Origin of the sequence: Streptomyces sp. NPDC051677, assembly GCF_044453465.1 — a bacterium.
In the GTDB taxonomy this organism is placed as follows: Bacteria; Actinomycetota; Actinomycetes; order Streptomycetales; family Streptomycetaceae; genus Streptomyces.
The window spans coordinates 1-24,650 of the sequence record NZ_JBITCT010000031.1 but is presented as its reverse complement, the minus strand read 5'-3'; the positions used below and the strand labels follow the sequence as shown (position 1 = coordinate 24,650).

Annotated in this window: 22 protein-coding genes and 1 pseudogene; 13 read left to right on the top strand and 10 right to left on the bottom strand. The window is 71.9% G+C overall.

What is annotated here, in order from left to right:
* Positions 1-127: 127 nt before the first annotated feature.
* The 6 genes from ACIBAF_RS30760 to ACIBAF_RS30735 all read left to right on the top strand — a co-directional run bounded on the left by ACIBAF_RS30760 (position 128) and on the right by ACIBAF_RS30735 (position 5,295).
* Positions 128-928 carry a crotonase/enoyl-CoA hydratase family protein gene (locus tag ACIBAF_RS30760; RefSeq protein ID WP_399467400.1) on the top strand — a complete coding sequence of 267 codons (801 nt, stop codon included), beginning with the start codon at positions 128-130 and terminating at the stop codon, positions 926-928.
* 155 nt (positions 929-1,083) lie between these two features.
* A complete protein-coding gene (locus tag ACIBAF_RS30755) occupies positions 1,084-2,025 on the top strand; it encodes a Zn-ribbon domain-containing OB-fold protein (RefSeq protein WP_399467398.1) in 942 nt (313 codons plus the stop codon).
* Positions 2,022-3,071 (top strand): thiolase domain-containing protein, encoded by a 1,050-nt coding sequence (locus ACIBAF_RS30750; RefSeq protein ID WP_399467396.1) that lies wholly within the window; start codon positions 2,022-2,024, stop codon positions 3,069-3,071. The genes ACIBAF_RS30755 and ACIBAF_RS30750 overlap by 4 nt, the downstream gene beginning before the upstream one ends.
* A complete protein-coding gene (locus tag ACIBAF_RS30745) occupies positions 3,068-4,234 on the top strand; it encodes a thiolase domain-containing protein (RefSeq protein ID WP_399467394.1) in 1,167 nt (388 codons plus the stop codon). Before ACIBAF_RS30750 ends, ACIBAF_RS30745 begins: the two co-directional genes overlap by 4 nt.
* A gap of 84 nt (positions 4,235-4,318) precedes the next feature.
* The gene (locus ACIBAF_RS30740) at positions 4,319-4,561 is read left to right on the top strand and encodes a DUF397 domain-containing protein (protein WP_079657699.1); all 243 of its coding nucleotides are present in this window, start codon (positions 4,319-4,321) and stop codon (positions 4,559-4,561) included.
* Between the two features lie 236 nt (positions 4,562-4,797).
* Positions 4,798-5,295: a hypothetical protein gene (locus tag ACIBAF_RS30735; RefSeq protein ID WP_399467392.1), complete on the top strand. Its 498-nt coding sequence runs from the start codon at positions 4,798-4,800 to the stop codon at positions 5,293-5,295.
* A gap of 7 nt (positions 5,296-5,302) precedes the next feature.
* Here ACIBAF_RS30735 and ACIBAF_RS30730 read toward each other — a convergent pair whose 3' ends face one another.
* The gene (locus ACIBAF_RS30730) at positions 5,303-7,261 is read right to left on the bottom strand and encodes an N-acetylmuramoyl-L-alanine amidase (RefSeq protein ID WP_399467391.1); all 1,959 of its coding nucleotides are present in this window, start codon (positions 7,259-7,261) and stop codon (positions 5,303-5,305) included.
* A gap of 217 nt (positions 7,262-7,478) precedes the next feature.
* Complete coding sequence (locus ACIBAF_RS30725) at positions 7,479-8,612, bottom strand: aminoglycoside phosphotransferase family protein (RefSeq protein ID WP_399467388.1); 1,134 nt, start codon at positions 8,610-8,612, stop codon at positions 7,479-7,481.
* A gap of 233 nt (positions 8,613-8,845) precedes the next feature.
* Here ACIBAF_RS30725 and ACIBAF_RS30720 point away from each other — a divergent pair, with 233 nt between their 5' ends.
* Positions 8,846-10,348 (top strand): hypothetical protein, encoded by a 1,503-nt coding sequence (locus ACIBAF_RS30720; RefSeq protein ID WP_399467387.1) that lies wholly within the window; start codon positions 8,846-8,848, stop codon positions 10,346-10,348.
* Between the two features lie 69 nt (positions 10,349-10,417).
* On the opposite strand, the gene ACIBAF_RS30715 is transcribed toward ACIBAF_RS30720, so the two are convergent.
* Entirely contained in the window at positions 10,418-11,815 is a 1,398-nt protein-coding gene (locus tag ACIBAF_RS30715; RefSeq protein WP_399467385.1) for a PP2C family protein-serine/threonine phosphatase, read from the bottom strand.
* A gap of 350 nt (positions 11,816-12,165) precedes the next feature.
* Between ACIBAF_RS30715 and ACIBAF_RS30710 the strand changes: the two genes are divergently transcribed.
* A complete protein-coding gene (locus ACIBAF_RS30710) occupies positions 12,166-12,579 on the top strand; it encodes an SsgA family sporulation/cell division regulator (protein WP_399467383.1) in 414 nt (137 codons plus the stop codon).
* 12 nt (positions 12,580-12,591) lie between these two features.
* On the opposite strand, the gene ACIBAF_RS30705 is transcribed toward ACIBAF_RS30710, so the two are convergent.
* Both ACIBAF_RS30705 and ACIBAF_RS30700 read right to left on the bottom strand, forming a co-directional pair.
* The gene (locus tag ACIBAF_RS30705; RefSeq protein ID WP_399467381.1) at positions 12,592-13,617 is read right to left on the bottom strand and encodes a Gfo/Idh/MocA family protein; all 1,026 of its coding nucleotides are present in this window, start codon (positions 13,615-13,617) and stop codon (positions 12,592-12,594) included.
* 59 nt (positions 13,618-13,676) lie between these two features.
* Positions 13,677-14,771 carry a chemotaxis protein gene (locus ACIBAF_RS30700; RefSeq protein ID WP_399467379.1) on the bottom strand — a complete coding sequence of 365 codons (1,095 nt, stop codon included), beginning with the start codon at positions 14,769-14,771 and terminating at the stop codon, positions 13,677-13,679.
* Between the two features lie 129 nt (positions 14,772-14,900).
* Here ACIBAF_RS30700 and ACIBAF_RS30695 point away from each other — a divergent pair, with 129 nt between their 5' ends.
* On the top strand, positions 14,901-15,683 hold the full coding sequence (locus tag ACIBAF_RS30695; protein ID WP_399467378.1) for an alpha/beta fold hydrolase: 783 nt from the start codon (positions 14,901-14,903) through the stop codon (positions 15,681-15,683).
* A gap of 24 nt (positions 15,684-15,707) precedes the next feature.
* Here the strand turns inward: ACIBAF_RS30695 and ACIBAF_RS30690 are convergent, their stop codons facing one another.
* Together ACIBAF_RS30690 and ACIBAF_RS30685 are read right to left on the bottom strand one after the other, a co-directional pair.
* Entirely contained in the window at positions 15,708-17,168 is a 1,461-nt protein-coding gene (locus tag ACIBAF_RS30690) for a glutamate synthase-related protein (protein ID WP_399467376.1), read from the bottom strand.
* Positions 17,169-18,797, bottom strand: a complete 1,629-nt coding sequence (locus tag ACIBAF_RS30685; protein WP_399467522.1) for an alpha/beta hydrolase — start codon at positions 18,795-18,797, stop codon at positions 17,169-17,171. It lies immediately after the preceding gene.
* 337 nt (positions 18,798-19,134) lie between these two features.
* Between ACIBAF_RS30685 and ACIBAF_RS30680 the strand changes: the two genes are divergently transcribed.
* Together ACIBAF_RS30680 and ACIBAF_RS30675 are read left to right on the top strand one after the other, a co-directional pair.
* The gene (locus ACIBAF_RS30680; protein ID WP_399467374.1) at positions 19,135-19,869 is read left to right on the top strand and encodes a chaplin family protein; all 735 of its coding nucleotides are present in this window, start codon (positions 19,135-19,137) and stop codon (positions 19,867-19,869) included.
* A gap of 117 nt (positions 19,870-19,986) precedes the next feature.
* Positions 19,987-20,763, top strand: a complete 777-nt coding sequence (locus ACIBAF_RS30675) for a GNAT family N-acetyltransferase (protein WP_399467372.1) — start codon at positions 19,987-19,989, stop codon at positions 20,761-20,763.
* A gap of 94 nt (positions 20,764-20,857) precedes the next feature.
* On the opposite strand, the gene ACIBAF_RS30670 is transcribed toward ACIBAF_RS30675, so the two are convergent.
* A complete protein-coding gene (locus tag ACIBAF_RS30670; protein ID WP_079657686.1) occupies positions 20,858-21,121 on the bottom strand; it encodes a GlsB/YeaQ/YmgE family stress response membrane protein in 264 nt (87 codons plus the stop codon).
* Between the two features lie 273 nt (positions 21,122-21,394).
* On the opposite strand from ACIBAF_RS30670, the gene ACIBAF_RS30665 reads away from it, so the two are divergent.
* Both ACIBAF_RS30665 and ACIBAF_RS30660 read left to right on the top strand, forming a co-directional pair.
* Positions 21,395-22,834, top strand: a complete 1,440-nt coding sequence (locus ACIBAF_RS30665) for a hydrolase (protein ID WP_399467370.1) — start codon at positions 21,395-21,397, stop codon at positions 22,832-22,834.
* 160 nt (positions 22,835-22,994) lie between these two features.
* Positions 22,995-23,762: an ArsR/SmtB family transcription factor gene (locus ACIBAF_RS30660; protein WP_399467368.1), complete on the top strand. Its 768-nt coding sequence runs from the start codon at positions 22,995-22,997 to the stop codon at positions 23,760-23,762.
* 81 nt (positions 23,763-23,843) lie between these two features.
* Here the strand turns inward: ACIBAF_RS30660 and ACIBAF_RS30655 are convergent, their stop codons facing one another.
* Both ACIBAF_RS30655 and ACIBAF_RS30650 read right to left on the bottom strand, forming a co-directional pair.
* Entirely contained in the window at positions 23,844-24,284 is a 441-nt protein-coding gene (locus ACIBAF_RS30655) for an SPW repeat protein (RefSeq protein ID WP_399467367.1), read from the bottom strand.
* 112 nt (positions 24,285-24,396) lie between these two features.
* Positions 24,397-24,650 (bottom strand): annotated as a pseudogene (locus ACIBAF_RS30650) (hypothetical protein); the annotation flags it as partial.

Sequence of the window (24,650 nt, the reverse complement as noted above, 5' to 3'; positions counted from 1 at the left end):
TCAGAGCAAAGGGCGCAGCAAGTGGGAAGGGTTCCCGCGAAGAAATCTGACTGACTGTCAGAAAACCCTTGAACTGCCATCACGCCTCCTGCAACCTGTTCTCGTTCTTTCCGAGGGGAGATCTGCGATGGGCGGTACCGAACACCTCGCCGTGCGGCGCGAAGGCGCCACACTCGTGATCACGCTCAACAGGCCCAAAGCCAGGAACGCGCTCTCGATCGCCATGCTCGTCGGCCTGTACGACGGCTGGCTGGAGGCCGACGAGGACGACTCGGTCCGCTCGATCGTGTTCACCGGCGCGGGCGGCGCGTTCTGTTCCGGCATGGATCTCAAGGCCCTCGCCGGTCAGGGAATGGAGGGGGAGCAGTACCGCGACCGGCTCAAGGCCGACCCCGACCTGCACTGGAAGGCGATGCTGCGCCACCATCGCCCCCGCAAACCGGTGATCGCCGCCGTCGAGGGCTATTGCGTCGCGGGCGGCACCGAGATGCTCCAGGGCACCGACATCCGGGTCGCGGGCGAGTCCGCCACCTTCGGCCTCTTCGAGGTGCGGCGCGGTCTGTTCCCGATCGGCGGCTCCACGGTCCGCCTGCAACGCCAGATCCCGCGCACCCACGCCCTGGAGATGCTGCTGACCGGCCGGCCCTACACCGCCCGGGAGGCCGCTGACATCGGCCTGGTCGGGCATGTCGTCCCCGACGGCACCGCGCTGGAGAAGGCGCTGGAGATCGCCGAACGGATCAATTCATGCGGCCCGTTGGCGGTCGAGGCCGTCAAGGCGTCGGTGTACGAGAGCGCCGACCTCACCGAGACGGACGGACTCGCCGCCGAACTCGCCCGTGGCTGGCCGGTGTTCGACACGGACGACGCGAAGGAAGGCGCCCGCGCCTTCGCGGAGAAGCGGGCGCCGGTCTACAAACGCGCGTGACGCTCCGCTGGGTGAGCGGTCGGCAGCGCCGTTCGCCGTGCTGCGGGTCCGTCGTGGCTGGTCGCGCCCACACGGCCCAGCCGCCTGCGTCACCCGCCCCGCGCCCCTCTCGGGGCGCTCCAGCCGACCCCGGCTTCCCAAGGAGGCAGCCCTCGATGCCCGAGGTTCTCAAAGCTCCGCTCGTCGTCGAGTTTCCGTTCACCCGGTCCGTCGGGCCCGTCCAGAGCGCCTTTCTCACCGGCCTGCGCGAGCGCGTCGTCCTCGGTGTGCGGACCGCCGACGGCCGCGTCCTCGTCCCGCCCGTCGAGTACGACCCCGTCACCGCCGAGGAGATCCACGACCTCGTGGAGGCCGCCCCCACCGGCACGGTCACCACCTGGGCCTGGAACCATGCCCCCCGCCGGGGCCAGCCGCTCACCACCCCCTTCGCCTGGGTGCTCGTCCGCCTCGACGGCGCCGACACCGCCCTCCTGCACGCCCTCGACGCCCCCGGCCCCGACGCCGTCCACACCGGGATGCGCGTCCGGATCCGCTGGGCTGAGGAGCGCACCGGCGCCATCACCGACATCGCCTGCTTCGAGCCGTACGACGGCGCAGCGGCCGAACTCACCGGCAGAACCGGCGCGTTCGAGGAAGCGGTGAGCGGCATCGTCGCCCCCGCCCGGCTCGACTACACCTACTCGCCCGGCCGGGCCCAGACCGCCTACATCAACGCCCTCGCCGACCGCAGGAACGTCGGCGAACGCTGCCCGTCCTGCCGGAAGGTGTACGTGCCGCCCCGGGGCGCCTGCCCCACCTGCGGGGTCGCCACGGCGGAACAGGTGGAGGTGGGTCCCGGCGGCACCGTCACCACCTTCTGCATCGTCAACATCAAAGCGAAGAACCTCGACATCGAAGTCCCCTACGTCTACGCCCACATCGCCCTCGACGGCGCCGACCTCGCGCTGCACGGCCGGATCGGCGGCATCCCCTACGACCAGGTGCGGATGGGACTCAGGGTCGAACCCGTGTGGACGCAAGGCGGCCGTTACCCGGACCACTACCGGCCGACCGGCGAACCCGACGCGGACTACGACCAGTACAAGGAGTTGCTGTGAGCAGGGACATCGCCGTCGTGGCCTTCGCGCAGACCGACGTCCAGCGCACCACCGACGAGCTCTCCGAGGTCGAGATGCTCATGCCGGTCCTGCACAGCGTCCTCGACCGGACCGGCCTGAAGACCGCCGACATCGACTTCACCTGCTCAGGCTCCAGCGACTACCTCGCCGGCCGCGCCTTCTCCTTCACCCTCGCCCTCGACGGCGTCGGCGCCTGGCCGCCCATCTCCGAGTCGCACGTCGAGATGGACGGCGCGTGGGCGCTGTACGAAGCCTGGACGAAACTGCTCACCGGCGACGCGGACACCGCGCTCGTCTACTCCTACGGCAAGTCCTCGCCCGGCTCCCTGCGCGACGTGCTCACCCGCCAGCTGGACCCGTACTACGTCGCCCCTCTGTGGCCCGACTCCGTCGCCCTCGCCGCGCTCCAGGCCCAGGCCCTGATCGACGCGGGCGACACCGACGAGAGCGCCCTCGCCGCGATCGGAGCCCGCAGCCGACGCGTCGCGACCCTCAACTCCCGGGCGCAGCTGAGAGGTTCGGTCCCCCAGGGGGACTACGTCGTACGGCCGCTGCGCACCGGCGACTGCCCGCCCGTCGGCGACGGGGCCGCCGCCGTGATCCTCGCGGCGGGCGATCGGGCCCGCGAGCTGTGCTCCCGACCCGCCTGGATCCGGGGCATCGACCACCGCATCGAGGCCCACGCGCTCGGCGTGCGGGACCTGACCGACTCGCCCTCCACCCGCCTCGCCGCGGAGAAGGCCGGCGTTTTCGAACGGCCTGTCGACACCGCCGAGTTGCACGCGCCGTTCAGCGCACAGGAGGTCGTCCTGCGCAAAGCCCTGCGGCTGGACGACAGCGTGCGGGTGAACCTGTCCGGCGGCGCCCTCGCCGCCAACCCGATGATGGCCGCCGGCCTCATCCGCATCGGCGAGGCCGCCGCCCGCATCCACCGCGGCGAGTCCGACCGCGCCCTCGCCCACGCCACCTCCGGCCCGTGTCTCCAGCAGAACCTGGTCGCCGTACTCGAAGGGGAACTGCGATGAGCAAGGAGCCCGTGGCCGTCGTCGGGATCGGCCAGACCAAGCATGTCGCGGCCCGGCGGGACGTCTCGATCGCCGGACTGGTCCGGGAGGCCGCCGGGCGCGCCCTGCAGGACGCCCAGTTGACGTGGGCCGACATCGACGCCGTCGTCATCGGCAAGGCCCCCGACTTCTTCGAGGGCGTCATGATGCCCGAGCTGTACCTCGCCGACGCGCTCGGCGCGGTCGGCAAGCCGATGCTGCGGGTGCACACGGCCGGCTCCGTCGGCGGGTCCACCGCGCTCGTCGCCGCGAACCTCGTGGCGTCCCGTGTCCACGGCACCGTGCTGACCCTCGCCTTCGAGAAACAGTCCGAGTCCAACGCCATGTGGGGACTGTCCCTGCCGATCCCCTTCCAGCAGCCCCTGCTCGCCGGGGCGGGCGGCTTCTTCGCGCCGCACGTGCGCGCCTATATGCGGCGCAGCGGCGCTCCCGACACCGTCGGCTCGCTCGTGGCGTACAAGGACCGGCGCAACGCGCTCAAGAACCCCTACGCCCACCTGCACGAGCACGACATCACCCTGGAGAAGGTCCAGGCCTCGCCCATGCTCTGGGACCCGATCCGCTACTCGGAGACCTGCCCCTCCTCCGACGGGGCCTGCGCGATGATCCTCACCGACCGGGCCGGAGCCGCCCGCGCCCCCCGGCCGCCCGCCTGGATGCTCGGCGGCGCGATGCGCAGCGAGCCGACCCTCTTCGCCGGCAAGGACGCCGTGTCGCCGCGGGCCGGCCAGGACTGCGCCGCCGACGTCTACCGGCAGGCCGGCGTCAGCGACCCGCGCCGCGACATCGACGCCGTCGAGATGTACGTGCCGTTCTCCTGGTACGAGCCCATGTGGCTGGAGAACCTCGGCTTCGCCGACGAGGGCGAGGGCTGGAAGCTCACCGAGGCCGGGGTGACGGAGCTCGACGGCGACCTGCCCGTCAACATGTCCGGGGGCGTCCTGTCCACCAACCCCATCGGCGCCTCCGGCATGATCCGCTTCGCCGAGGCGGCGCTCCAGGTGCGCGGACAGGCAGGAGAACACCAGGTGGAGCGGGCCCGCAGGGTCCTCGGACACGCCTATGGCGGCGGCTCGCAGTTCTTCTCCATGTGGCTCGTGGGCGCGACGCCCCCGCAGTCCTGAAAGGTCCCCCTCACGTGCTCTGTCCGCGTCCGTAACCGATCGCTAGGCTGACCCGCGGACGACGAAACCGGGAGGAGCACGGACGTGGCCGAGAGCACCATCCAGCAGCAGCCGCTCACGGGCTGGGACAAGCCGGAGCTGGACCTCAGCAACGCCGAGTGGCAGTCCAGCAGCCAGGGTCGGGGGGATGTCCAGATCGCCTTCGTCGAGGGCTTCATCGCGATGCGCAACAGCGGCCGCCCCCAGAGCCCTTCCCTGATCTTCACGCCCGCCGAGTGGGGCGCGTTCGTGTCGGGGGCGCGGGAGGGGGAGTTCGACCTGACCTGACGCCGGCAGCCTCGCAACCGGACCGTCGGCCGTTCCCGAGCCGGCCGCAGGCGAGGTTCCGAGCACAGCCGGCCTGCCTGGACGCCGAGCGCCCGGCCGTGAACGTGTTCCCGGCCGGGCGCTCGGCGGTCGGCCCGCGGAGCGCGACCGTCCGGCCGCCCACGACCTGCACCCGAACGGCGAACCGCAGCCCTCCCACGCACCACCGAAGGGCGGTGGCCACGTACCATGGCCGCATGTCGTTCCTCCGCCGCCGCAGCGCCACCCCCGCCGGGCCCGACTTCGACGTACTGGCCATGGACCCGGGTGACTGGCCCGGCAATCTGGGCGCCGGGCTGCTGCCCGCCCCCGACGGCAGCTGCCAGGGCGTCTTCCTGCGCTACGACCTCTTCGGCGGCCGCGGCCCCGCGATGATCATCGGCAATCTGCCCGAGGGCTCCCCGGCCCGCGAGGTGGCGGAGGACGAAGTCCCCTTCGAGGTCGCCCAGCTGCTGCTCGCGCTGGAGAACGACGAGGAGGTGACCGTCGTCGGCACCGAGGACATGCCGGTGATGCAGGGCGACAACCTGCTGATCGTGCGCCGTCTGAAGCTCTCCGAGGGGCGGATCGCCTGCGTGCAGTTCGACCGCAGCGACAACGTCCTGGTGACCATCGCCGCCTGGGACCGCCCCATCACCGACGACCTGTACGCCCTGCTGAAACCGCTCCCGGCGGAGCTTTTCCAGCAGGGCTGAGGCGCGGCTAGGACGTCGACGGCATCAGCTTCACGTCCGCGGCCCGCACGAACGCCACCCGGTGGCCGTACTGGATCTCGTAGTACTGATCGTCACCGACGACCACCTGGTGCGAGCCGGTGGAGAAGGTGACCGCGTAGTAGTACTCACCCGGCACCTTGTCCCCGGCCACGTACTTCTGGCCCTTCGGCAGTGTGTACGGCAGCGGTGAGACCGCCTGGGCCGGGACGCCCGCCGGGTAGGCCGACGCCTCCGGGTAGGCGCGGCCGTAGAGCGGCAGGCTGTCGCGGCCGTCCTTGGGGGTGACCACCAGGCCCGCCGCGGGCACGGCCGTCGGCTGATCCGCCGGGTTCCTGAACCAGGCCTTCTGCCCCAGGTACCAGATCGCCGTCCAGTCACCCCATCGGTCGGCGACCGCGTACTGCTGGCCGGTGGACACCCGCGAGGAGACGTCGTTCACGCCCGTGGTCGGCGCCGAGCCCTGGCCGACGTCCTTGATCAGGGCGGACTTCTCGTCGTGGTCGGAGTACAGCCGCAGCTCGCTGGAACCGTGCGTCGCGCACGTCTGACCCTGGGCGGTGCAGTCCGTGTACACCGGCTGGTTGGCGGTGTAGTCCGGCCGGATCGTCACCAGACCGCCGCTGCCCGCCCGGGCCGTCGGCGCGAAGGGCCGGCCGAGCAGCTCGAAGTAGTGCCGCCAGTCCCAGTACGGGCCCGGGTCGGTGTGCATCCCGGAGACGGCCGCAGAGGTCGGGCCGGGCACGTTGTCGTGGCCCAGGATGTGCTGCCGGTCCAGCGGGATGGCGTACTTCGCGGCCAGGTACTTCACCAGCCGCGCCGACGACCGGTACATCGCCTCCGTGTACCAGGAGTCCGGGAGGGCGAGGAAACCCTCGTGCTCCAGGCCGATCGACTTGGCGTTGACGTACCAGTTGCCCGCGTGCCAGGCCACGTCCTTCGCCTTCACATGCTGGGCGACATGGCCGTCGGTGGAGCGCAGCGAGTAGTTCCAGGACACGTAGGTGGGGTCCTGGACCAGGTTCAGCACCCCTTCCCAGCCGCCCTCGGTGTCATGGACGACGATGTACTTGATGCCCGGCGAGGCGGGCCGGTCGCCGACGTCGTGGTTGCCGTAGTCGTTGTCGCCGAACTGCTCGTAGGGCGCCGGGATCCACTCGCAGGACACCGTCGTCGGGCACTCTGTGCCCGCCGCGGACACCGTGCGCAGGCCGGTCTCCCGCAGCTGGGCCGTCCGCGGAGCCAGGTCCGGTTGCGCCGCCAGGGCGACCGGCCGGCCCGCGTCCGTCATGCGCTCAGCGCCGGTGCGCAGCACGTCGTAGACGTCGTCGGCGTAGGCGGCGGCCGTCGCGGTGTCGTCCGCACCCGAGAAGCGCGCCACTGCGCCGTACCAGTCGGCCGGGTCGCCGCTGAGGGGCTCGCCCAGGCCGCGCTGGGCGGCGGCCAGGAGCGCGGCGCCGCCCGCGATGTTGACCGCGGGGTCCGTGCGCAGGTCCTCGGCGCTCAGGCCGGTCAGCTCCGCCGCTCTCGGCAGGGTCTGCAGCCGGGGCGGGAGCTCGTCGTTCGACGGGAGCCGCACGGACGGGTGCAGGGCCGGGCGGGCGGAGTCGCCGCGGGCGTCCTCCGTGCCCTCGCTGTGGTGCGGGTCCCGGGCGAGCGCCGTACGGGCATCGGTGAGGTGCATCGGGCCGTAGCCGCCGGTCACGCTCGGCGCTCCGCCGTGCGTGTCCCAGCGGGACTGGAGGTAGGAGACGCCCAGCAGCACGCTCTGCGGCACGCGGTACTCGGCGGCAGCTGCGGCGAACGCCCGCTGGAGGCTGTTCGCCGAGGACTGGGCGGTGGCGGGCGCCGCACCGAGCAGCGGGAGCAGCAGAGCCGCCGACGCGATGGCGCCTGCGGCTCTACGGGTACGTCTGGGGGGTCCGGGGGGAGTGACGGGTTTTCGCAATGCGGCCTCCTGGGACGCGGGCGGGGTGTGCGGGGCACACGGGGGCACGGGGGCCGAACGAGGGCCCTGTGCCATCGGTTGTCCGACAACCCGTCAATCATGCTCACAAACGGGCGATTTCCCTCGTCAAGACACCGCTCCGGATCACACAGAAGTCCGACACGCACAGAAGTCCGCGGTGCGCCGCCGTTCAGGCGCACCGCGGACTTCTGCTCCCTCAGCGAGTGCCGACCGCCGCGCGTACGGCCCGGCGGGCCAGCTGGCAGTCGTCGTGCAGCCGCCGCAGCAGCAGGCGCTGTTCCTCGCCGGACGGCGCGGCGCCCGGGTGGGCCGCGGCCGGGGTCGTGTCGTGCATCGAACGCTGCACGGCCGTCTCGTAGGTACGGATCTCGCGGGTCAGGACCAGCATCAGGTTCACCAGGAAGGCGTCCCGCGAGGCCGGGCCCGCCGACTGGGCGATCTGGCTGATCTGACGGCGCGCCACCGGCGCGTCGCCCAGCGCCGACCACAGCGTCGCCAGGTCGTAGCCCGGCAGGTACCAGCCCGCGTGCTCCCAGTCCACCAGCACTGGACCGGCCGGTGAGAGAAGGATGTTCGACAGGAGGGCGTCGCCGTGGCAGAACTGACCCATGCCCTGCCGGCCCGCGGTGGCCGCGATGCCGTGCAGCAGCTTCTGCAGGTCGCCGAGGTCCCGGTCGGTCAGCAGACCCAGCTCGTGGTAGCGGGAGATGCGGGCCGCGTAGTCGAGCGGCGCGTCGAACGTCCCCGCCGGCGGCCGCCAGGCGTTCAGCCGGCAGATCGCGCCGAGTGCCGCCCTGACGTCCGCCCGCGGCGGGGTCTCGGTGGGGTGCCGCTGGAGTGCCGCCACGCGCCCCGGCATCCGCTCGATCACCAGTGTGCAGTTGTCCGGATCCGCCGCGATCAGTCTCGGCACCCGCACCGGGGGGCGCTGCCGGACGAACGTGCGGTATGCGGCTATTTCGTGCCGGATCCGCTCCGCCCACACGGGGGAGTGGTCCAGTAAACACTTGGCGACGGCCGTACTGCGTCCTGTCGTGCCGACCAGGAGCACCGAGCGTCCGCTGCGACGCAGCACCTGGACCGGGGCGAACTCCGGGCAGATCCGGTGCACCGACGCGATCGCCGTGCGCAGTTGGGCGCCCTGGGGGCCGGACAGGTCGAGTCTCCCGCTGAGCGGTTGCGTGCCGAGCCCCGCGGGGCGCCGGGTCAGACCCGCGCCGAGCCCGGGCGCCGCCGCCGACCGCGCGGGGTCGAGGTAGGGGCCGCCGCCGCCCGGGCGGGGGTGCAGCGACCGGGGCGGTGCGGACACGGAGGACGATGCTGCGTACATGGGCGAAACAGATCCCTTCGTGTGCCGGACGTCAAAGCGCTGCCCCGACCGGTCCTTTCGGGTGCACCCTGGGGAATGTCCCTCGGCGACCGGGTCGGGGTGGCGCTTTCCTACCTGACACCCATGGCCCACTGGCACACCATGTGGCGAACCCTGGCGAAAGCCTGGCGAATAGTCCCCCGGCAACTTTCCCGGGGCTACTGTCAACTCAGCCGAGAACCTGGGGGCTTGACGTGAGCGGACAACCCAACACCCGTCTCTCGGACCTGTTCGGCCTGGCCGGCTGGTCCAAGGGTGAACTCGCGAGGCTGGTCAACCGGCAGGCGGCGGCCATGGGCCACCCCCAGCTGTCGACCGACACCTCCCGGGTGCGGCGGTGGATCGACATGGGAGAGATCCCGCGCGATCCGGTGCCGCGGGTGCTGGCGGCTCTGTTCACCGAGCGTCTCGGCCGTGTCGTGACCATCGAGGACCTCGGTCTGGTCCGGCACGGGCGTACAGGGAAACGGCCCGGCGGCGGGAGTGTGGAACATCCCGACGGTGTGCCGTGGGCGCCCGAACGGACTGCTGCGGTCCTCACCGAATTCACGGGAATGGACCTCATGCTCAACCGACGCGGCTTGGTGAGCGCAGGTGTCGCGCTCACGGCGGGATCCGCACTCAGCAGCGCCATGTACGAATGGCTGCACACCGACCCGACCCTCTCCGCCGACGCTCCCGTCATCGACCACCCCCTCCTCCACCATGCCGACCCCGCTGGGTTCGACCGCTACGAGGCCGCTCCCATCGGCACGGAGGAGGTCGACGAACTGGAGTGCTCGGTCGAAGTGTTCCGAGCCTGGGACGCGGCCCGCGGGGGCGGCCTGCAACGCAAGGCCGTCGTGGGCCAGCTCAACGAGGTCGGCGGCATCCTCGCCTACCACCACCCCTCCCATCTCCAGCGGCGCCTGTGGGGCGTCGCGGCCAACCTCGCCGTCCTCGCGGGCTGGATGTCGCACGACGTCGGCCTGGAGCCCACGGCCCAGAAGTACTTCGTCATCGCCGCCCATGCCGCGCGTGAGGGCGGTGACCGGCCACGGGCCGGCGAGGCGCTCTCCCGGGCGGCCCGCCAGATGGTCCACCTCGGCCGGCCCGACGAGGCCCTCGACCTGATGAAGCTCGCCCAGTCCGGCGCCGGTGACAACGTCCTGCCGCGCACCCGGGCGATGTTCCACACCATCGAGGCCTGGGCGCAGGCGTCCATGGGCAAGGGCCAGGCCATGCGCCGCACCCTCGGCCAGGCGGAGGACCTCTTCGTGGCCGACAAGGGCGACGTCACGCCGCCGCCCTGGATGCAGACCTTCAAGGACGAGGACCTGTACGGCATGCAGGCCCTGGCCTACCGCACGCTGGCCGAGTTCGAGCCGCAGGCGGCCGTGCACGCCCAGTACTACGCGGAGAAGGCGCTGGCGCTGCGCGTCGACGGGCGGGAGCGGTCGAAGATCTTCGACCATCTGTCCATGGCCTCCGCCTGCTTCATCGCCGACGACCCCGAACAGGCGGACCGGTTCGCGCGGTTGGCCCTGGTGTCGATGGGGTCGAACTCCTCCCGGCGCACCTGGGACCGGCTGAGCCAGATGTACCGGCTCACCGCGCAGTACGCCAACTACCCGGGGATCAGTCAGCTGCGCGAGGAGATCAGGCTGGCGCTGCCGAAGCAGAAGGGGGGCAGGGGCGGCAACAGGGCCCAGGCGTGAGCGGGTCGGCGTAGGACGCGGACCCGTCTGCGTCGGACCGGTCTGTCGACCGGATGTCGCGGGCTGTCGTCACCGGGTGACGCGGGCGACGAGTACACAGGCGTCGTCCACGCGCGCGGTCCCACCGCACTCCGCCACGACCAGCCGTACGCAGTCCTGTGCGGTGCGCGCTCCGTCCAGGCGGGGGGCGAGGTCGAGGAGACGGGTGGCGGGGGCCAGTCCTTCGGTGTGGAGCACGATCAGGTCGCCTTCTTCGAGGGTCGCCTCGGCCTGCCCGTAGGCGGCGCGTGAGGCGGCTCCGAGGATTACGCCCTCCGGTGAGGTGAGCCGGCGCCCCGTCCCGTCGCGGAACAGCAGCGGGGCGGGGTGTCCGGCCTGCGCCCACATCAGAGTGCGGGTGTCCGGCCGGTAGCGGCAGCAGACGGCGCTGCCCAGGGCCGGCTGGTCGGTGGCGTCCAGTAACTGGTTGAGCCAGGACATCAGTTGGGCCGGCTCGGTGCCCGCCATGGCCATGCCGCGCAGGGCGCCCAGCAGCATCGCCGTGTTCGAGGCGACGGTCGGGCCGTGTCCGGTGAGATCGCCGACGCTGAGCAGCGTCTGACCGTCGGAGAGTTCGAGCGCGTCGTACCAGTCGCCGCCGATGAGCGAGGTCGTCGCGGCGGGCGCGTAGTGGGCGGCGATGTCGAGGGAGCGGGGGCTCCGGCTCGGGAGGCGCAGGGAGTCGCGCCACGGCGGCAGCACGGCCTCCTGCAGTTCGACCGCGAGCCGATGCTCGGTCTGCGCGCGGTGCCGCTGCTGCTGGAGCGACTCACGGCTCTCGCGCACCGCCCGCTGGCTGCGGCGCAGTTCGCTGACGTCCCTCAGGACGGCCCACATCGAGGCGGTGGCGCCCTCGCCGTCGAGCACGGGCTCGCCCATCATGTGCACGGTCCGGACCTCGCCGCCCGGGCGCACGACGCGGAACTCCCCGTCGATGGGCCTGGCGTCGACCAGACAGTCCGTGACCATCGCGGTGAGTTTGGGCCGGTCCTCCTCGAGGACGAGCGAGGGCAGTTCGTCGAGGGTGAGCGGGGGAGCGGTGAGGTCGCGGCCGAGGATCCGGTAGAGCTCCTCGGACCAGACGGCCTCGTCCGTCAGCAGGTTCCACTCGGCGCTGCCGACCCGGCTGAGGAGCGCCGCGCGCCGGGAGAGCCCCGGTGCGGCGGACCCGGGCTCGGCGGCCGGCGCCGGCGGCGGGCCGTCCCGCAGCTGGGCCAAGTGCGCGTCCAGGTCGTTGAGTTGGTGCAGCGCCAGGTCGTAGAGCGCGCGCTGCCAGCGTCCCTGCGGGTCCGCCGCGTCGTCCTGCGCGTCCTGCCGTACGGCGTCCATGTCGCCCTTGAGCCGTCGTGTCTGCGTGATCAGCGCGTCGACCGAGCCGCGCCCTGGCGGCTGGGCGGCTGAGCGGTCCGCGGAGACATGGGACGGCATGAAGCACTCCGATGCGGAAACGGTACGACGAAAGCTGGCACAGGGGCCGTTACGACTGTTGCACAGCGCGCGACGGCGTGTAAGGGATTTGGCAACACACGATTCGGTGGTGCTTCTGACATATGCCAGAGTCTTCGCGACGGGGTGGGGAGATGCGGTTGACACGTGCTGTGGAGAGGTCAAGTCGTAGGTGGCGTACGTGACTTGAGGGACCGGTGAGGGGGCCGGGATGACTGTCGGTCGCGTGTTCGGCGGCCTGATGTTCCAGGGTGCGACCCCTGTGATGCAGGTCACAGTAATTGGAGACCGCTTTCCCGTAATGCAAAGGGCCTCTACGAGGTCGTACATGCATGGACATCACTCTTGAACAACCCGTCCGCGCCCGCTTGATCACCGCGGAGGACCAGGAGCTGCCCGTGCCCGCCACGCTCCGCTACGACTCCGCCGACCCGTTCGCGGTGCACGTCGACTTCCCGCCGGAGGTCTCGCTTGCGGGCGAGGCGGTCACCTGGACCTTCGCCCGGGCTCTGCTGGAGCAGGGCGTGAGCGGTCCGGCGGGCACCGGGGACGTGCACATCTGGCCCTGCGGGCGGGCCCGTACGGTGATGGAGTTCCACTCCCCGCTCGGACTGGCCCTGCTCCAGTTCGACACGGGCGCCCTGCGCCGTTTCCTGCTGCGCAGCTACGCCGTGGTCGCGGCAGGCCGGGAGGACGTCGACGCCGCGGTCGACCAGGGGCTGCAGGCCCTCCTCGGCAACGTCTGAGCCCGCCTGGTGTCAGCGACCGCCCCCGGCGTACAGGCCGGGGCGCGGGGCGAGTTCGACGGGGACCCGCGCGCCGCTGTCCAGCGCCCGGACCCCGGCCTCGGCGACGACGGAGGCCGCGTAGCCGTCCCAGGCGGTCGGCCCCGTGACCCGGCCCCGCCGGGTGGCGTCGACCCATGCCTGCACCTCGCGGTCGTAGGCGTCCGCGAACCGCACGAGGTAGTCCTGGGGCACGTCGGCGCCGGTGGCGCCCCGCGTGGTGACGAGCATCCCGTGGTCGTCGCCGACGCGCGCGCTGCCCGCCTCGCACACCGCCTCGCAGCGCACCTGGTACCCGAAGCCGCAGTTGACGAAGACCTCCACGTCGACCAGCGCGCCCCCCGCCGTCTCGAAGACCACGAACTGGGGATCGAGCAGGCCCTGCGGAGCACCGGACGAAGGACGCGGGCGCAGCGCGGTGACCGAGGTCAGCTCCTGTCCGAGCAGCCAGCGGGCCGCGTCGATCTCGTGCGACACCGAGCTGTCGATCAGCATCGCGCTGGTGAAGTCCGGCGGCGAGGAGACGTTGCGGTGGACGCAGTGCAGCATCAGCGGCCGGCCGAGTCGCCCCTCGTCCAGCAGGGCCTTGAGCCTGCGGTACTCGGCGTCGTAGCGCCGCATGAACCCGATCTGCGCCAGCCGCCGCCCCAGCCGGGCCTCCGCCTCCAGTACCCGCAGCGCCCCGGCGGAGTCCGGCGCCATCGGCTTCTCGCACAGCACCGGCAGCCCTCGGGCGAAGGCCGCGAGCAACGCCTCCTCGTGCGCGGGACCGGGCGAGGCGATCAGAACGGCCTCCACCCCGGGAGCGTCGAGCGCGGCGGCCGCCTCCGTGTGGACCGTCGCCCCCTCGACCCGGGCCACGGCCCCTCGCGCCCGCGCGGCGTCGGGGTCGGCCACCGCGGCGACCCTGGCTCCGCTCACCACGCGATCCAGGCGCCGTATGTGGTCGGCGCCCATGTGCCCGGCACCCAGTACGGCCACGCCCAGCAGATCACCCACGAGCGCTCTCCCTCCCGGTCGACGATCACGCCGTAGCGTACGCGGGGGAGGGGTGCGGTTCAGTAGCGCAGTACGGCCGCGATCCCGGCTGCGTCGCCCAGGGCGCCGTCCGGTACGAAGCGCACGTCGGCGCCCGTCTCCAGGCACTGCTCGACGATCTCGTCCACGATGTCCTCGCGGGCGTCCAGGTCGCCGCTCGCGGCCGGGACCAGATGGGCGCCGTCGTCGCGCACCGTCACCTGGTAGTTCTCCTCGACGGCCAGCAGCCGGACCCGGCCCTCCCGGGCGTTCTGCCAGAGCTCGTCGACGCCGGCCGCGAACATGCGGTGGCCGCGGGCGGAGTCGAGCACCCGGGCCAGTGCCGCCGTGTCCCGGCGCGCCTCCGCGTCGTGCCGCGGGCGCACCGCCTGCCAGACGGCTTCGGGTGTGCCGTGGGACAGGCCGCCGTGCGGGACGTGCACCGCGTCCCGGGTGACTCCGCCCATCTCGTCGATGCAGGACAGCGCCGCCTGCTCGCCGGTGACGTACAACGGCCGGGGCTCCTCGCGCAGCAGCTTGGCGACGGCGGTGTCGGCGTCGCGCAGGAAGTGGCGGGTGTCCTCGTCGCGGAAGGTGCTGGGCAGGTCGCCGATCCGCTCCTGGCGTTCCGCGTCGAAGTTCTCCCGGTTCCGGGTGAGCGGGAAGCCGCCGGTGTGCTCCTCGGTGACCCGGTCGGCCCCGCCGTTCCACAGCGTGACGCGGTCGGCGGAGACCGACAGCACCCAGAACGGCCGTTCGGCGGCCTGCGCGGAGACGAGGTTGCGGGTCAGGAAGGTGTCGGAGAGCACGACGCGCTCGGGCACGGCGCGGGCCAGGGACCACACCTGGTGCTCGCCCGGCGCGGCGTAGATGACCAGGCCGTCCTCGGTGTGCGCCAGGTCGACCTCGGCGAGGGCGCGGTCGAGCTGGTCGGCGACGTCGGCGCGCCGCTCCCGGGTGACCGCCGGGTCGGTCTCCAGCTGCTTCTTCGCCTCGGCCACGACATTGCGCAACCGGACCCGGTCCTGGGTGTTCTCGGGTTCCCGGCGGTGGGTCGGCGTCAGCACGGACACCGCGGGGTAGGGCCGCGGGCGGCGCAGTTCGGAGAGGGTCGCGGGGCTGAGTGCGTTCTCCATAACAGCACGATAGGTCCGAATCGTCCGTCGGGCACTTCCCGGTTTCCTCCGGGGACCACGGGTGACGGCGGGCCCGGCGGCCCGTTACCGTACGCGTCAGTAACCGGGATCGCACCGCAGGAGGCATCCATGCCGCAGCTCGAAGTCGACGGCGCAGCACTGACGTACGACGACGAGGGCCCGCGCGACGGCGACGGCGTGCCCCTGGTGTTCGTGCACGGCTGGACGGCGAACCGGCGCCGCTGGGACCACCAGGTGGCGCACTTTGCCGAGAAGCGCCGGGTGGTCCGCTTCGACCTGCGCGGCCACGGCGAGAGCAGCGGGGCGGGCGTGAAGACGGTCGCGGAACTGGCGAAGGACCTCCTCGCCCTCCTCGACCACCTGGAGATCGAGCGGTTCGTGCTCGTCGGCCACTCGATGGGCGGGATGATCTCGCAGACCGTCGCGCTCTCCCACCCCCAGCGCGTGGAGCGCATGGTGCTGGTGAACTCCATCGGCCGCATGACGTACAGCCGGGGCCGCGGCCTGCTGATGGGGGTCTCCACCCTCGTCCCCTTCAAGCTGTTCGTCGCCGCCAACATCCAGCGCGCCTTCGCCCCCGGCTACCCCCGCGACGCGATCCGCGCATACGTCAAGGCCTCCGCGGACACCCCGCGCGAGGTCGTCATGACGCTGTACGGCGCCATGCGGGCCTTCGACGTCCTGGACCGGGTCGGGGAGATCCAGGCCCCCACGCTGATGATCCACGGCTACCACGACATCCAGCTCCCGGTGCAGCAGATGCTGCGGATGGCCAAGGCCTATCCGGACGCCGTCGTCCGCATCCTCGACGCCGGTCATGAACTCCCCGTCGAGAAGCCCGCCGAACTGACCGCCGCGATAGACGCCTTCGTCAGCGTCAAGCCCGTATAGACGCCGGCGCTACCGGAAGCGGCGCTACCGGAAGCTGTCCGGGTCGGCCTCCTTCCAGTCCGCGGCCCACGACTGCGGGGGCCCGGCCAGCAGTTCTCCCGGCGCGAGCCACTCGTACAACTGCGCGTAGGAGCGTGTCGTGCCGGGGCCCGTTCGCCGGACCAGGTGGGCGGGGGTGAGGCCGCCCGGTTCGCGTACCCCCATCGCCGCCATGACCGAGACGGCCTCGCGCACCGTCTGCCGCTGATAGCGCCTGACTTGCTCGGCCTGGACGGCCACGTTCAGGGCGCGTGCCCGCAGCGGGTCCTGCGTGGCGACGCCGGCCGGGCAGCCGCCGGTGTGGCAGCGCCCGGCCCGGACACAGCCGACGGCGACCATCATCGCGCGGGCCGCGTTGGTGTAGTCGGCGCCCTGGACCAGGCGTCTGACGATGTCCGAGCCGGTGGCCACCCGGCCGCTCGCCCCGATCCGGACCCGGTCCCGCAGCCCGACGCCGACCAGCGCGTTGTGCACGGTGATCAACCCCTCGGTGAGCGGCATGCCGAGGCGTCCTGCGGACCCCGTCGGCGCGGCCCCCGTGCCGCCCTCCGACCCGTCCACCACCACGAAGTCGGGGGCCACCCCCTCCGCTGCCATCGCCCTGCACACCGCGAGGAACTCCCGCCGCGACCCCACGCACAGCTTGAAGCCGACCGGCTTGCCGCCCGCCGACTCCCGCAACCGGGCCAGGAACAGCACCAGTTCCCGGGGCGTCGAGAACACCCGGTGACAGGGCGGCGACACCACCGGCTCGCCCACCGGCGCCTTCCGCTCCCGAGCGATCTCGGCGCTCACCTTCACCCCCGGCAGCACCCCGCCGCCGCCCGGCGCCGCCCCCTGGGACAGCTTCAGCGACACGCACTTCACCTCGGGCAGCGCCGCCTTGTCCGCGAACTCCCGTACGTCGAAACCCCCGTCGGCGCCGCGGCAGCCGAAGTACCCCGTCCCGATCTCCCAGACGAGGTCGCCGCCGCCGCGCAGGTGGTACTCCGACAGCCCGCCCTCCCCGGTGTCCTGGGCGAAACGGCCCAGTGCCGCACCCCGGTTGAGGGCGAGGACCGCGTGCGACGACAGCGCCCCGAAACTCATCGCGGACACGTTGAGCAGCGCCATGTCGTACGGCTGGGCGCAGTCCGGCCCGCCCACCCGCACCACCGGCGCCTCCTCGGCCGCCTCGACCGGATACAGCGACGGCACCAGGAACTCCTGCCCGTCCGGCTCGGCGCCGCCCGGCGCCGCCTGCTCTCCCGGAGAGCGCAGATGCCCGACCAGCGGGTGGTTGCGCAGCACGGTGCGGCGCCGTTGCAGCAGGTCCCGGCCGCCGAGACAGGTCAGCGCCAGCGCAGGCCCGGCCGCGAGCCACCAGCGGGCGGACACGGCGGCGGCGGCGAGCGTCGTCCCCGCAGCGGCGAGGGCGACGAGCAGCAGCGGCAGGAACCGGCGCACTCAGTCGTCGTCCTCGTCGGGCCCGCAGGAGCTGCCGTCGGGCGGCAGGGAGCCGTACAGCAGGAAGTCGTCGACCTTGCGGTGCACGCACTTGGACGAGCTGTAACCGGTGTGGCCCTCGCCCTTGTTGTCGAGCACCACGGCCGAGGACCCGAGCCGCTGCGCGGTCTCCACGGTCCAGCGGTACGGCGTCGCAGGGTCGCCGCGCGTGCCGACCAGCAGCATCTTCGGGGTGCTGAGGTCCTTCACCTTCTCGCGGATGAAGTCCGTGCCCTTGGGCCGGCCGTAGCACATCAGGACCTCGGTGAGGCGGTACTGCCCGAACACCGGTGACGCCTTGTCGTAGGCGGCCCGCAGCCGCCCGAGGTCCTCGGTGAACTGCTCGGCGCTGGCCCGGTCCGGGTCGTCCGCGCAGTTGATCGCCATCAGCGCCGCGGGCAGGTTGTCGAGGGGGACGTCCTCCTCGTCGACGAGCGCCCCGGGAGAGGGCGCGACGCTGCCGCCCGGAGCCCGGAGCGGGACGGGGAGCGGGAGCGGGAAGGCGAAGCCGCCGGTCACGAACCCCATGACCCCGCTGGCGTCCCCGCTCTCGACGAGCTGGGCCAATGCCCGCTCCAGCAGCGGCCACAGCTGCCTGCTGTACAGCCCCTGCCCGAGAGCGCCGACCAGGTCCTGGCCGGAGAAGTCGTCTCCGAAGTCCGTCGGCACCGGATCCTCGTCGAGCGAGCGCACGAGCCGGACGACCTCCTCGCGGGCCAGCCGCGCATCCTGCCCGAATGGGCAGGCGATGTCCTTCACGCACCAGCCGACGAAGTCGTCCAGGGCCACCTGCTGCCCCCGGGCGCCCGCGATCCCCTGTTCCGTCAGCGGTTCGGTGAGCGTGTCGACGCCGTCGAGGACGACCCGGCCCACCCGGTCGGGGAACCGGGCGGCGTAGACCGCGCCGAGCCGGGTGCCGTACGAGAAGCCGAGGTAGTTGAGCTTCTTGTCGCCGAGCGCCCGGCGCAGCACGTCCAGGTCCTGCGCCGCGTCGACCGTGCCGATGTGCGGCAGGACCGGACCGGAGTGCTTCGCGCAGTCGGCGGCGGTCTGTTTCAACCGGGCGAGGAGTGCCCGGGGATCGGCGGGCGCAGAGTCGTCGTCCAGGGAGGCCAGCGCGCTGTCCTCGCCGTCCCCGCAGCTCACCGGGGAGGAGCGGCCGACGCCCCGGGGGTCGAAGGTGACCACGTCATAGCCGTTGGTCAGTTCCATGAACTCCTTGCCGCTGTAGGCGAGTTCGGGAACGCCCGCGCCGCCGGGGCCGCCGAAGTTGAGCACCACCGAGCCGCGCTTCTTGCCCGTGGCCCGGTAGCGGGCGAGCGCGAGGTCGAGCGTGCCGGCCTTGGGCCGGGCGTAGTCGAGGGGGACGGTCAGCTTGGCGCACTGCAGGTCGTCGGGCATGCCGTCGTCCTTGCACGCCGACCAGGTGACCTTCTGGCCGTAGAACCGGGACAGGTCGGGACGGTCGTCGCCGTCGTCGCTCCGGTTCGCGGTGGCCGTCGGCAGGCCCGCGCCCAGCAGGGTCAGTGCGGCGGTCGCGGCGAGCGCGTAGCGTCGCAGCCCGGGCCGCCTCGGCAGCTTGGCCAGCATGAATGCCTCCAGGGACGCCCGCAGCGGTCCGGGAACGGCGCCCTCGATCACGATAAGCGGCCCGAGGACGACGCGCCTGCGGGCGGCCGGCCCACCGCCGGGCAGCCCCGCCGCCCCTGCGACGGGCCGGTACGGCGGCCGCATGCGGCGGGTTTGCCACCAGTTCGACGAAATCGGCACCCGATGGGGTGAAAGGGTGTTTCGGCATAACCCGGATGGTTCGGCGCCGTTCTACCGGGTGCGGGCGAGTGCCCGCGATTCATGTCTGGAAGGCAGGGACCCCATGAGACGGGTTACCCGAACCGGTGTGATGGCCGTCGCCGCAGTCTCCGGCGCGATGGCTGTGACACTGCCCGCACACGCCGACTCCACGGCGAACGGCTCCGTGGCCGACTCGCCCGGGCTGATCTCCGGCAACGGTGTGCAGTTGCCGGTGAACCTCCCGGTGAACCTGTGCGGGAACACGGTGAACGTGGTGGGCGTGCTGAACCCCGCCGCGGGCAACGCCTGCGTCAACAAGGGCGAGGCCGCCGCTCCCGGGGCGTCGGGCGCGTCCTCGCACGGCGGCGCCACTGCGCACGGCGGCGCCACTGCGCACGGCGGCGCCACTGCGCACGGCGGCGCCACTGCGCACGGCGGCGCCACTGCGCACGGCGGCGCGAAGGACTCCCCGGGCGTCGTCTCCGGCAACGGGGTCCAGGCGCCGGTTCACCTCCCGGTGAACGCCAGCGGCAACAGCGCGAACGTCGTCGGCATCGCGAACCCGGTGTTCGGCAACGAGTCCGTCAACGCCTCCAGCGAGGAACCCGCGCAGCCCGTCGAGCCCGACGAGCCCGCGCCGCAGCCGCCGATCCGGCACAATCCGCCCTCCGGGCCCCAGCACCCGGGCCCGAGGCACGTGCCCGTCCCGCAGGCCCCCGGCCTCGCGCCCCAGGCCGCGGCGCCCGAAGCCGTGTCCTCGCTGGCCCGCACCGGAGCCGACGCCACCCTGCCCGCCCTCGCCGGCAGCACGGCGATGCTGCTCGCCGGAGCGCTCCTCTACCGGAGGTTCCGCCCGCACACGGAACGCTGAGCACCACCCGCGCACAGCTGGTCCGCAGGCCCCCGCCGCACAGGGGGCCTGCGGACCCGTCGTCACCGCGGCCCTAATTCCGTTGTGAGGGGCGCGTCGGGATGCTGGAGTGGGCGTATGGATCATGCCGCGGTACTTGCCCTGTACGACCGGGAGATGCGTGAAGGCGCGCGCCCCGAGACCTTCGACGCCCGCGTCGAACGGGCCGGGGACGTGGTCCGGCACATCGGCGGTGAGGGCGGCTGGAGCGGGGTCCTCTGGTCGGACCTGGACTCCGCCGGCGCCGACGCGGCGATCGCGGAACAGATCGCCCACTTCACCTGGCTCGGCCACGAGTTCGAGTGGAAGCTGTACGCGCACGACGGCCCGGCCGACCTCGGGCAGCGGCTCACGGCGGTCGGTTTCACGGCCGATCCCACGGAGACCCTGATGATCGGCGAGACGAGCGAGCAGCTCGTCGACGTCGAACCGCCCGAGGGCGTCCGCATCGTCCCCGTCATCGACCGGGCGGGCGTCGAGCTCATGGTCGAGGCGAACGAGCGGGCCTTCGGCCGCGACGGCTCCTGGCTGCGAGACCTCCTGCGCGCCCGCCTCGCCGCCGACCCGGACGCGATCGTCGCCCTCCTCGCCGTGGCCGGGGGCGTGCCGGTGAGCTCGGCGCGGATGGAACTCGTCCCCGGCACGAGCTTCGCGGGCCTCTGGGGCGGCGGCACCGTCGAGGCGTGGCGCGGCCGCGGCATCTACCGCGCGCTGATCGCCCACCGCGCCCGCATCGCCGCCGACCGCGGCTACCGCTACCTCCAGGTCGACGCCTCCGACCAGAGCCGCCCCATTCTCGAGCGCCTCGGCTTCGCGCCACTGAGCACGACGACGCCCTACGTGTACGCGCGGTAGGGCAGAGGGGGCGGCAGGGCAGCAGTCAGGGCGGCGGGGCCGACGCCGCAGGAGCCGTGGGACAGGTGTCGCCCCGTCGGCGTCGCCCCTTCCGTCAGCGCCGTGCCTTCGCCCGGTCCAGTGCCGCCACGCCGAACGCGGCGAGGCCGATCTGAATGAGCCACTCGATCCAGTCGACGCCCTTGGTGTCGTCCACGCCGAGCCCCGTGGCGAGCGCCGAACCGATCAGCGCGGCCACGATGCCGACGGCGATCGTCCACAGCACGCCGATGCGTTGGCGGCCCGGGACGACGAGCCGTCCCAGTACGCCGATGATGATGCCGATGAAGATGGCACTGATGATGCCGTCGATCTCCATCTCCGCCCCTCCGCTTCTGAGTGGGACCCCGATGCAGTGCTTGTTCCCGCTGCGCGGTGGGGCAGTCCGTTCCGCTTGGCGGCGCTTGGAGCGAAGGCCACGAGCGTTGACTTTTTGCTCGCGTCATTGCCTACGTTTGATGTTCATCGCGCAGCCATGCCATGTACCTTTCAATCGTTCCACGCGTGTAGAACCGTTCGCTGCGGGGTCTACGCGCGCAGATTTGGCGCCCGCACCCGCCTCGTGTCCCCCCATCCCACGGAGGTTCGCCGGATGCTCGGATCACAGAGATCCCGCCGCAACGTCACCGCCTTCCTGGCCGGCCTCGGGCTGCTCGTCACCGGAGCCGCCCTTCAGGTCAGCACCAGCGCCACGCCCGCCGCGGCGGCCACCCCCCACCGCATCCTGTTCGACGACGGCCACGCGGAGGAGGCCGGCAATGCCGACTGGATCATCTCCACCGGCAAGCCCGATCCGCTCTCCCAGGACTCCTCCCCGTCCTCCGAGACCGACTGGACCGGCGCGCTGTCGTCGTGGGGCGTCGCCCTGCAGAAGACCGGCGACTACAGCCTCAAGACCGCCACGAGCGCCCTTGCCTACGGCGGCTCGTCGGCCAACGACCTGTCGAACTTCGACACCCTGGTCCTGCCGGAGCCCAACACGCTGTTCACCGCCGCCGAGAAGACGGCGATCATGACCTTCGTGAAGAACGGCGGCGGTCTGTTCATGATCTCCGACCACACCGGCGCCGACCGCAACAACGACGGCGAGGACGCGGTCGAGATCCTCAACGACCTGATGACCGACAACAGCGTCGACTCCACCGACCCGTTCGGCTTCTCCATCGACTCCCTCTCCATCAGCTCCGGCTACCCGGCCGCGATCAGCGACAGCACCGACCCCGTCCTGCACGGCTCCTTCGGCGCCGTCACCAAGAGCCTGATCGCCTCCGGCACCACCGCCACCCTCAAGCCCGCCGACAACTCCTCGGTCAAGGGCCTGCTGTACCGCAGCGGTTACTCCGGGAACACCGGCGCCTTCTTCGCCACCAGCGCCTTCGGCAGCGGCCGCGTCGCCTTCTGGGGCGACAGCTCGCCCATCGACGACGGCACCGGCCAGTCCGGCAACACCCTCTACGACGGCTGGAACGACACCGGCGCCACCAACGCCGCCCTCGCCCTGAACGCCACCGAGTGGCTCTCCGGCGCGAGCGGCAGCGGAGGCGGGGGCGGCGGCGCCGACTGCACCGACGCCCAGCTGCTCGGCAACACCGGCTTCGAGTCCGGCGCCACCGCCTGGAGCGCCACCAGTGGCGTCATCACCAACTCCACCGGCGAGTCGGCCCGTACGGGTTCGTACTACGCCTGGCTGGGCGGCAACGGCACCGCCGGGACCGAGACCCTCTCCCAGTCGGCGGCCATCCCGTCCGGCTGCTCGGCGACTCTCAGTCTCTACCTGCACATCGACACCGCGGAGACCACTGCCAGCACCGCCTACGACACCCTGCAGGTGCAGGTCCTCAACAGCTCCGGCACGGTCCTGGGCACCCTGGCCACGTACTCGAACCTCAACGCGGCCTCCGGCTACGCCCAGCGCAGCTTCAGCCTGAGCGCCTACGCCGGGCAGACGGTGACGCTCAGGTTCACCGGCACGGAGGGCTCCAAGCTCCAGACGTCGTTCGTCATCGACGACACCGCGCTCAGCGTCACCTGACCTCGCCATCCGACCTCACGCCGGTCCGGGCGCCCCGCAGGACTCCTGCGGGGCGCCCGCTTGTCGTCGGCCGGGAGACCCCGGGGCGATTGACATGCAGGCAATTGCCTGCATAACGTGGAGTGTGCGATCAGGAGAGGACCCAGGGGTGGACCCGGGCATGGACAAGGTCTTCAAGGCGCTGGCCGACGACACGCGCAGGCGGCTTCTGGACCGGCTGCGCGAACACAGCGGCCAGACACTCGGCGAGCTGTGCGAGCACATCGACATGACACGCCAGTCCGTGACGCAGCACCTGGCCGTCCTGGAGGCCGCCCACCTGGTCGCCACGGTGCGGCGGGGCCGGGAGAAGCTGCACTACCTCAACCCGGTCCCGCTCCACGAGATCCAGGAGCGGTGGATCGACAGGTTCGAGCGCCCGCGGCTGCGTGTGCTCTCCGACGTCAAACGACGAGCCGAGGAAGCCATGACCGACAAGCCCACCTTCGTCTATGTCACCTATATCGCCAGCACCCCGGAGAAGGTCTGGGACGCGCTCACCGACGCCGACCTGACCGCGGCCTACTGGGGGCACAGCAACGTCTCGGACTGGCAGCCGGGCTCCCGCTGGGAACACCGGCGCACGGACGGCACGGGGATCGCGGACGTCGTCGGCACGGTGGTCGAGCGGGAGCGCCCGACGCGGTTGGTCACCACCTGGGCCTCGCCCGACGAGGAGGGGCGACCGGACCGGCACTCGCGGGTCACCTTCGACATCCGACCGCACGCGGACATCGTCCGCCTGACCGTCACCCACGAGGACCTCAACGACGAGGGTGAGCTCGCCGCCGTCTCGGGCGGCTGGCCGGCGGTGCTGTCCAACCTCAAGTCGCTCCTGGAGACGGGCCGGACGCTGCCGCAGGAGCCGTGGTCGGTGCCGGGCCACTGAACGGCGAACGCGGCCCGGCCGACCCGCTGGTGCGGGCCGGCCGGGCCGCCTTCCTGGTTGTGGGGTCCCGCGTCGTGGGGTCTACGGCTTCGGGGCGCTCCTCGCCGCCGTGAAGGCGCACATCGCCCCCAGGATCACTGCCAGAGCGCCGATGATGATGTTGCTCACTGCGACACCGGCGTCCGGGCTGTCGCCGACGACCCACGGTGCGATGATCATCCACACGCCCAGCGCGCACATGGCCCAGCTCAGGCCGTACATGCGGGCGGGAGCCGCGGTGAACCCGAGGGCCAGCAGCCCGATCGCGATGCCGACGATCAGGTTGTGGGGCACGAGTGCCGGCTGGCTGGCGGTGTAGTGGAGTATCCACGGGGATACGGCGCAGTACAGACCGAGCAGGAACACCGGTCCGTCCACGAGCGCCACATCACGGCCACCGAGCATCCTGTCGTAGCGGGCCCGCATCTCGGATACGTCGGGGTGGGTCGATATGTCACTTCTGCCGGGCGAGACGTTGGCCATGACTCGTCTCCTTTGACTTGGCTGGCCTGACCGCGTCTGGTGCGGTGTGCGGTAAGCGCCGCGCAAGTTCATTCTGCGCTTATTTGGTCCTTATGTGTAGTGGTCGGAGGCGTCAGCCCAGCTTCTTGAGCAGTTCGACGGCGAGCGGTGCGGAGGAGGCCGGGTTCTGGCCGGTGACGAGGTTGCAGTCCACGACCACCTTGGGCGCCCACGGCTCGCCGACCTCTACGTCGACGCCCGCCTCGGTCAGCCGGTCCTGGAGCAGCCACTTGGCTTGTTCTTTTTCTTCCGGCCTCGAACGGCGTCTCGAACTGGGTCGCTCACCTGGGGATTCGCCGGACGTGGGGGCGGCCTTCGTCTGATCCT

Excerpts from the sequence above, each read along its gene's own strand:
- ACIBAF_RS30745 (WP_399467394.1), top strand. The coding sequence starts at position 3,068 with ATGAGCAAGGAGCCCGTGGCCGTCGTCGGGATCGGCCAGACCAAGCAT.
- ACIBAF_RS30685 (WP_399467522.1), bottom strand. The coding sequence starts at position 18,797 with ATGCTGGCCAAGCTGCCGAGGCGGCCCGGGCTGCGACGCTACGCGCTC.
- ACIBAF_RS30755 (WP_399467398.1), top strand. The coding sequence starts at position 1,084 with ATGCCCGAGGTTCTCAAAGCTCCGCTCGTCGTCGAGTTTCCGTTCACC.
- ACIBAF_RS30675 (WP_399467372.1), top strand. The coding sequence starts at position 19,987 with ATGGATCATGCCGCGGTACTTGCCCTGTACGACCGGGAGATGCGTGAA.
- ACIBAF_RS30660 (WP_399467368.1), top strand. The coding sequence starts at position 22,995 with ATGGACAAGGTCTTCAAGGCGCTGGCCGACGACACGCGCAGGCGGCTT.
- ACIBAF_RS30715 (WP_399467385.1), bottom strand. The coding sequence starts at position 11,815 with ATGCCGTCCCATGTCTCCGCGGACCGCTCAGCCGCCCAGCCGCCAGGG.
- ACIBAF_RS30700 (WP_399467379.1), bottom strand. The coding sequence starts at position 14,771 with ATGGAGAACGCACTCAGCCCCGCGACCCTCTCCGAACTGCGCCGCCCG.
- ACIBAF_RS30655 (WP_399467367.1), bottom strand. The coding sequence starts at position 24,284 with ATGGCCAACGTCTCGCCCGGCAGAAGTGACATATCGACCCACCCCGAC.
- ACIBAF_RS30760 (WP_399467400.1), top strand. The coding sequence starts at position 128 with ATGGGCGGTACCGAACACCTCGCCGTGCGGCGCGAAGGCGCCACACTC.
- ACIBAF_RS30695 (WP_399467378.1), top strand. The coding sequence starts at position 14,901 with ATGCCGCAGCTCGAAGTCGACGGCGCAGCACTGACGTACGACGACGAG.
- ACIBAF_RS30665 (WP_399467370.1), top strand. The coding sequence starts at position 21,395 with ATGCTCGGATCACAGAGATCCCGCCGCAACGTCACCGCCTTCCTGGCC.
- ACIBAF_RS30710 (WP_399467383.1), top strand. The coding sequence starts at position 12,166 with ATGGACATCACTCTTGAACAACCCGTCCGCGCCCGCTTGATCACCGCG.
- ACIBAF_RS30680 (WP_399467374.1), top strand. The coding sequence starts at position 19,135 with ATGGCTGTGACACTGCCCGCACACGCCGACTCCACGGCGAACGGCTCC.
- ACIBAF_RS30735 (WP_399467392.1), top strand. The coding sequence starts at position 4,798 with ATGTCGTTCCTCCGCCGCCGCAGCGCCACCCCCGCCGGGCCCGACTTC.
- ACIBAF_RS30725 (WP_399467388.1), bottom strand. The coding sequence starts at position 8,612 with ATGTACGCAGCATCGTCCTCCGTGTCCGCACCGCCCCGGTCGCTGCAC.
- ACIBAF_RS30670 (WP_079657686.1), bottom strand. The coding sequence starts at position 21,121 with ATGGAGATCGACGGCATCATCAGTGCCATCTTCATCGGCATCATCATC.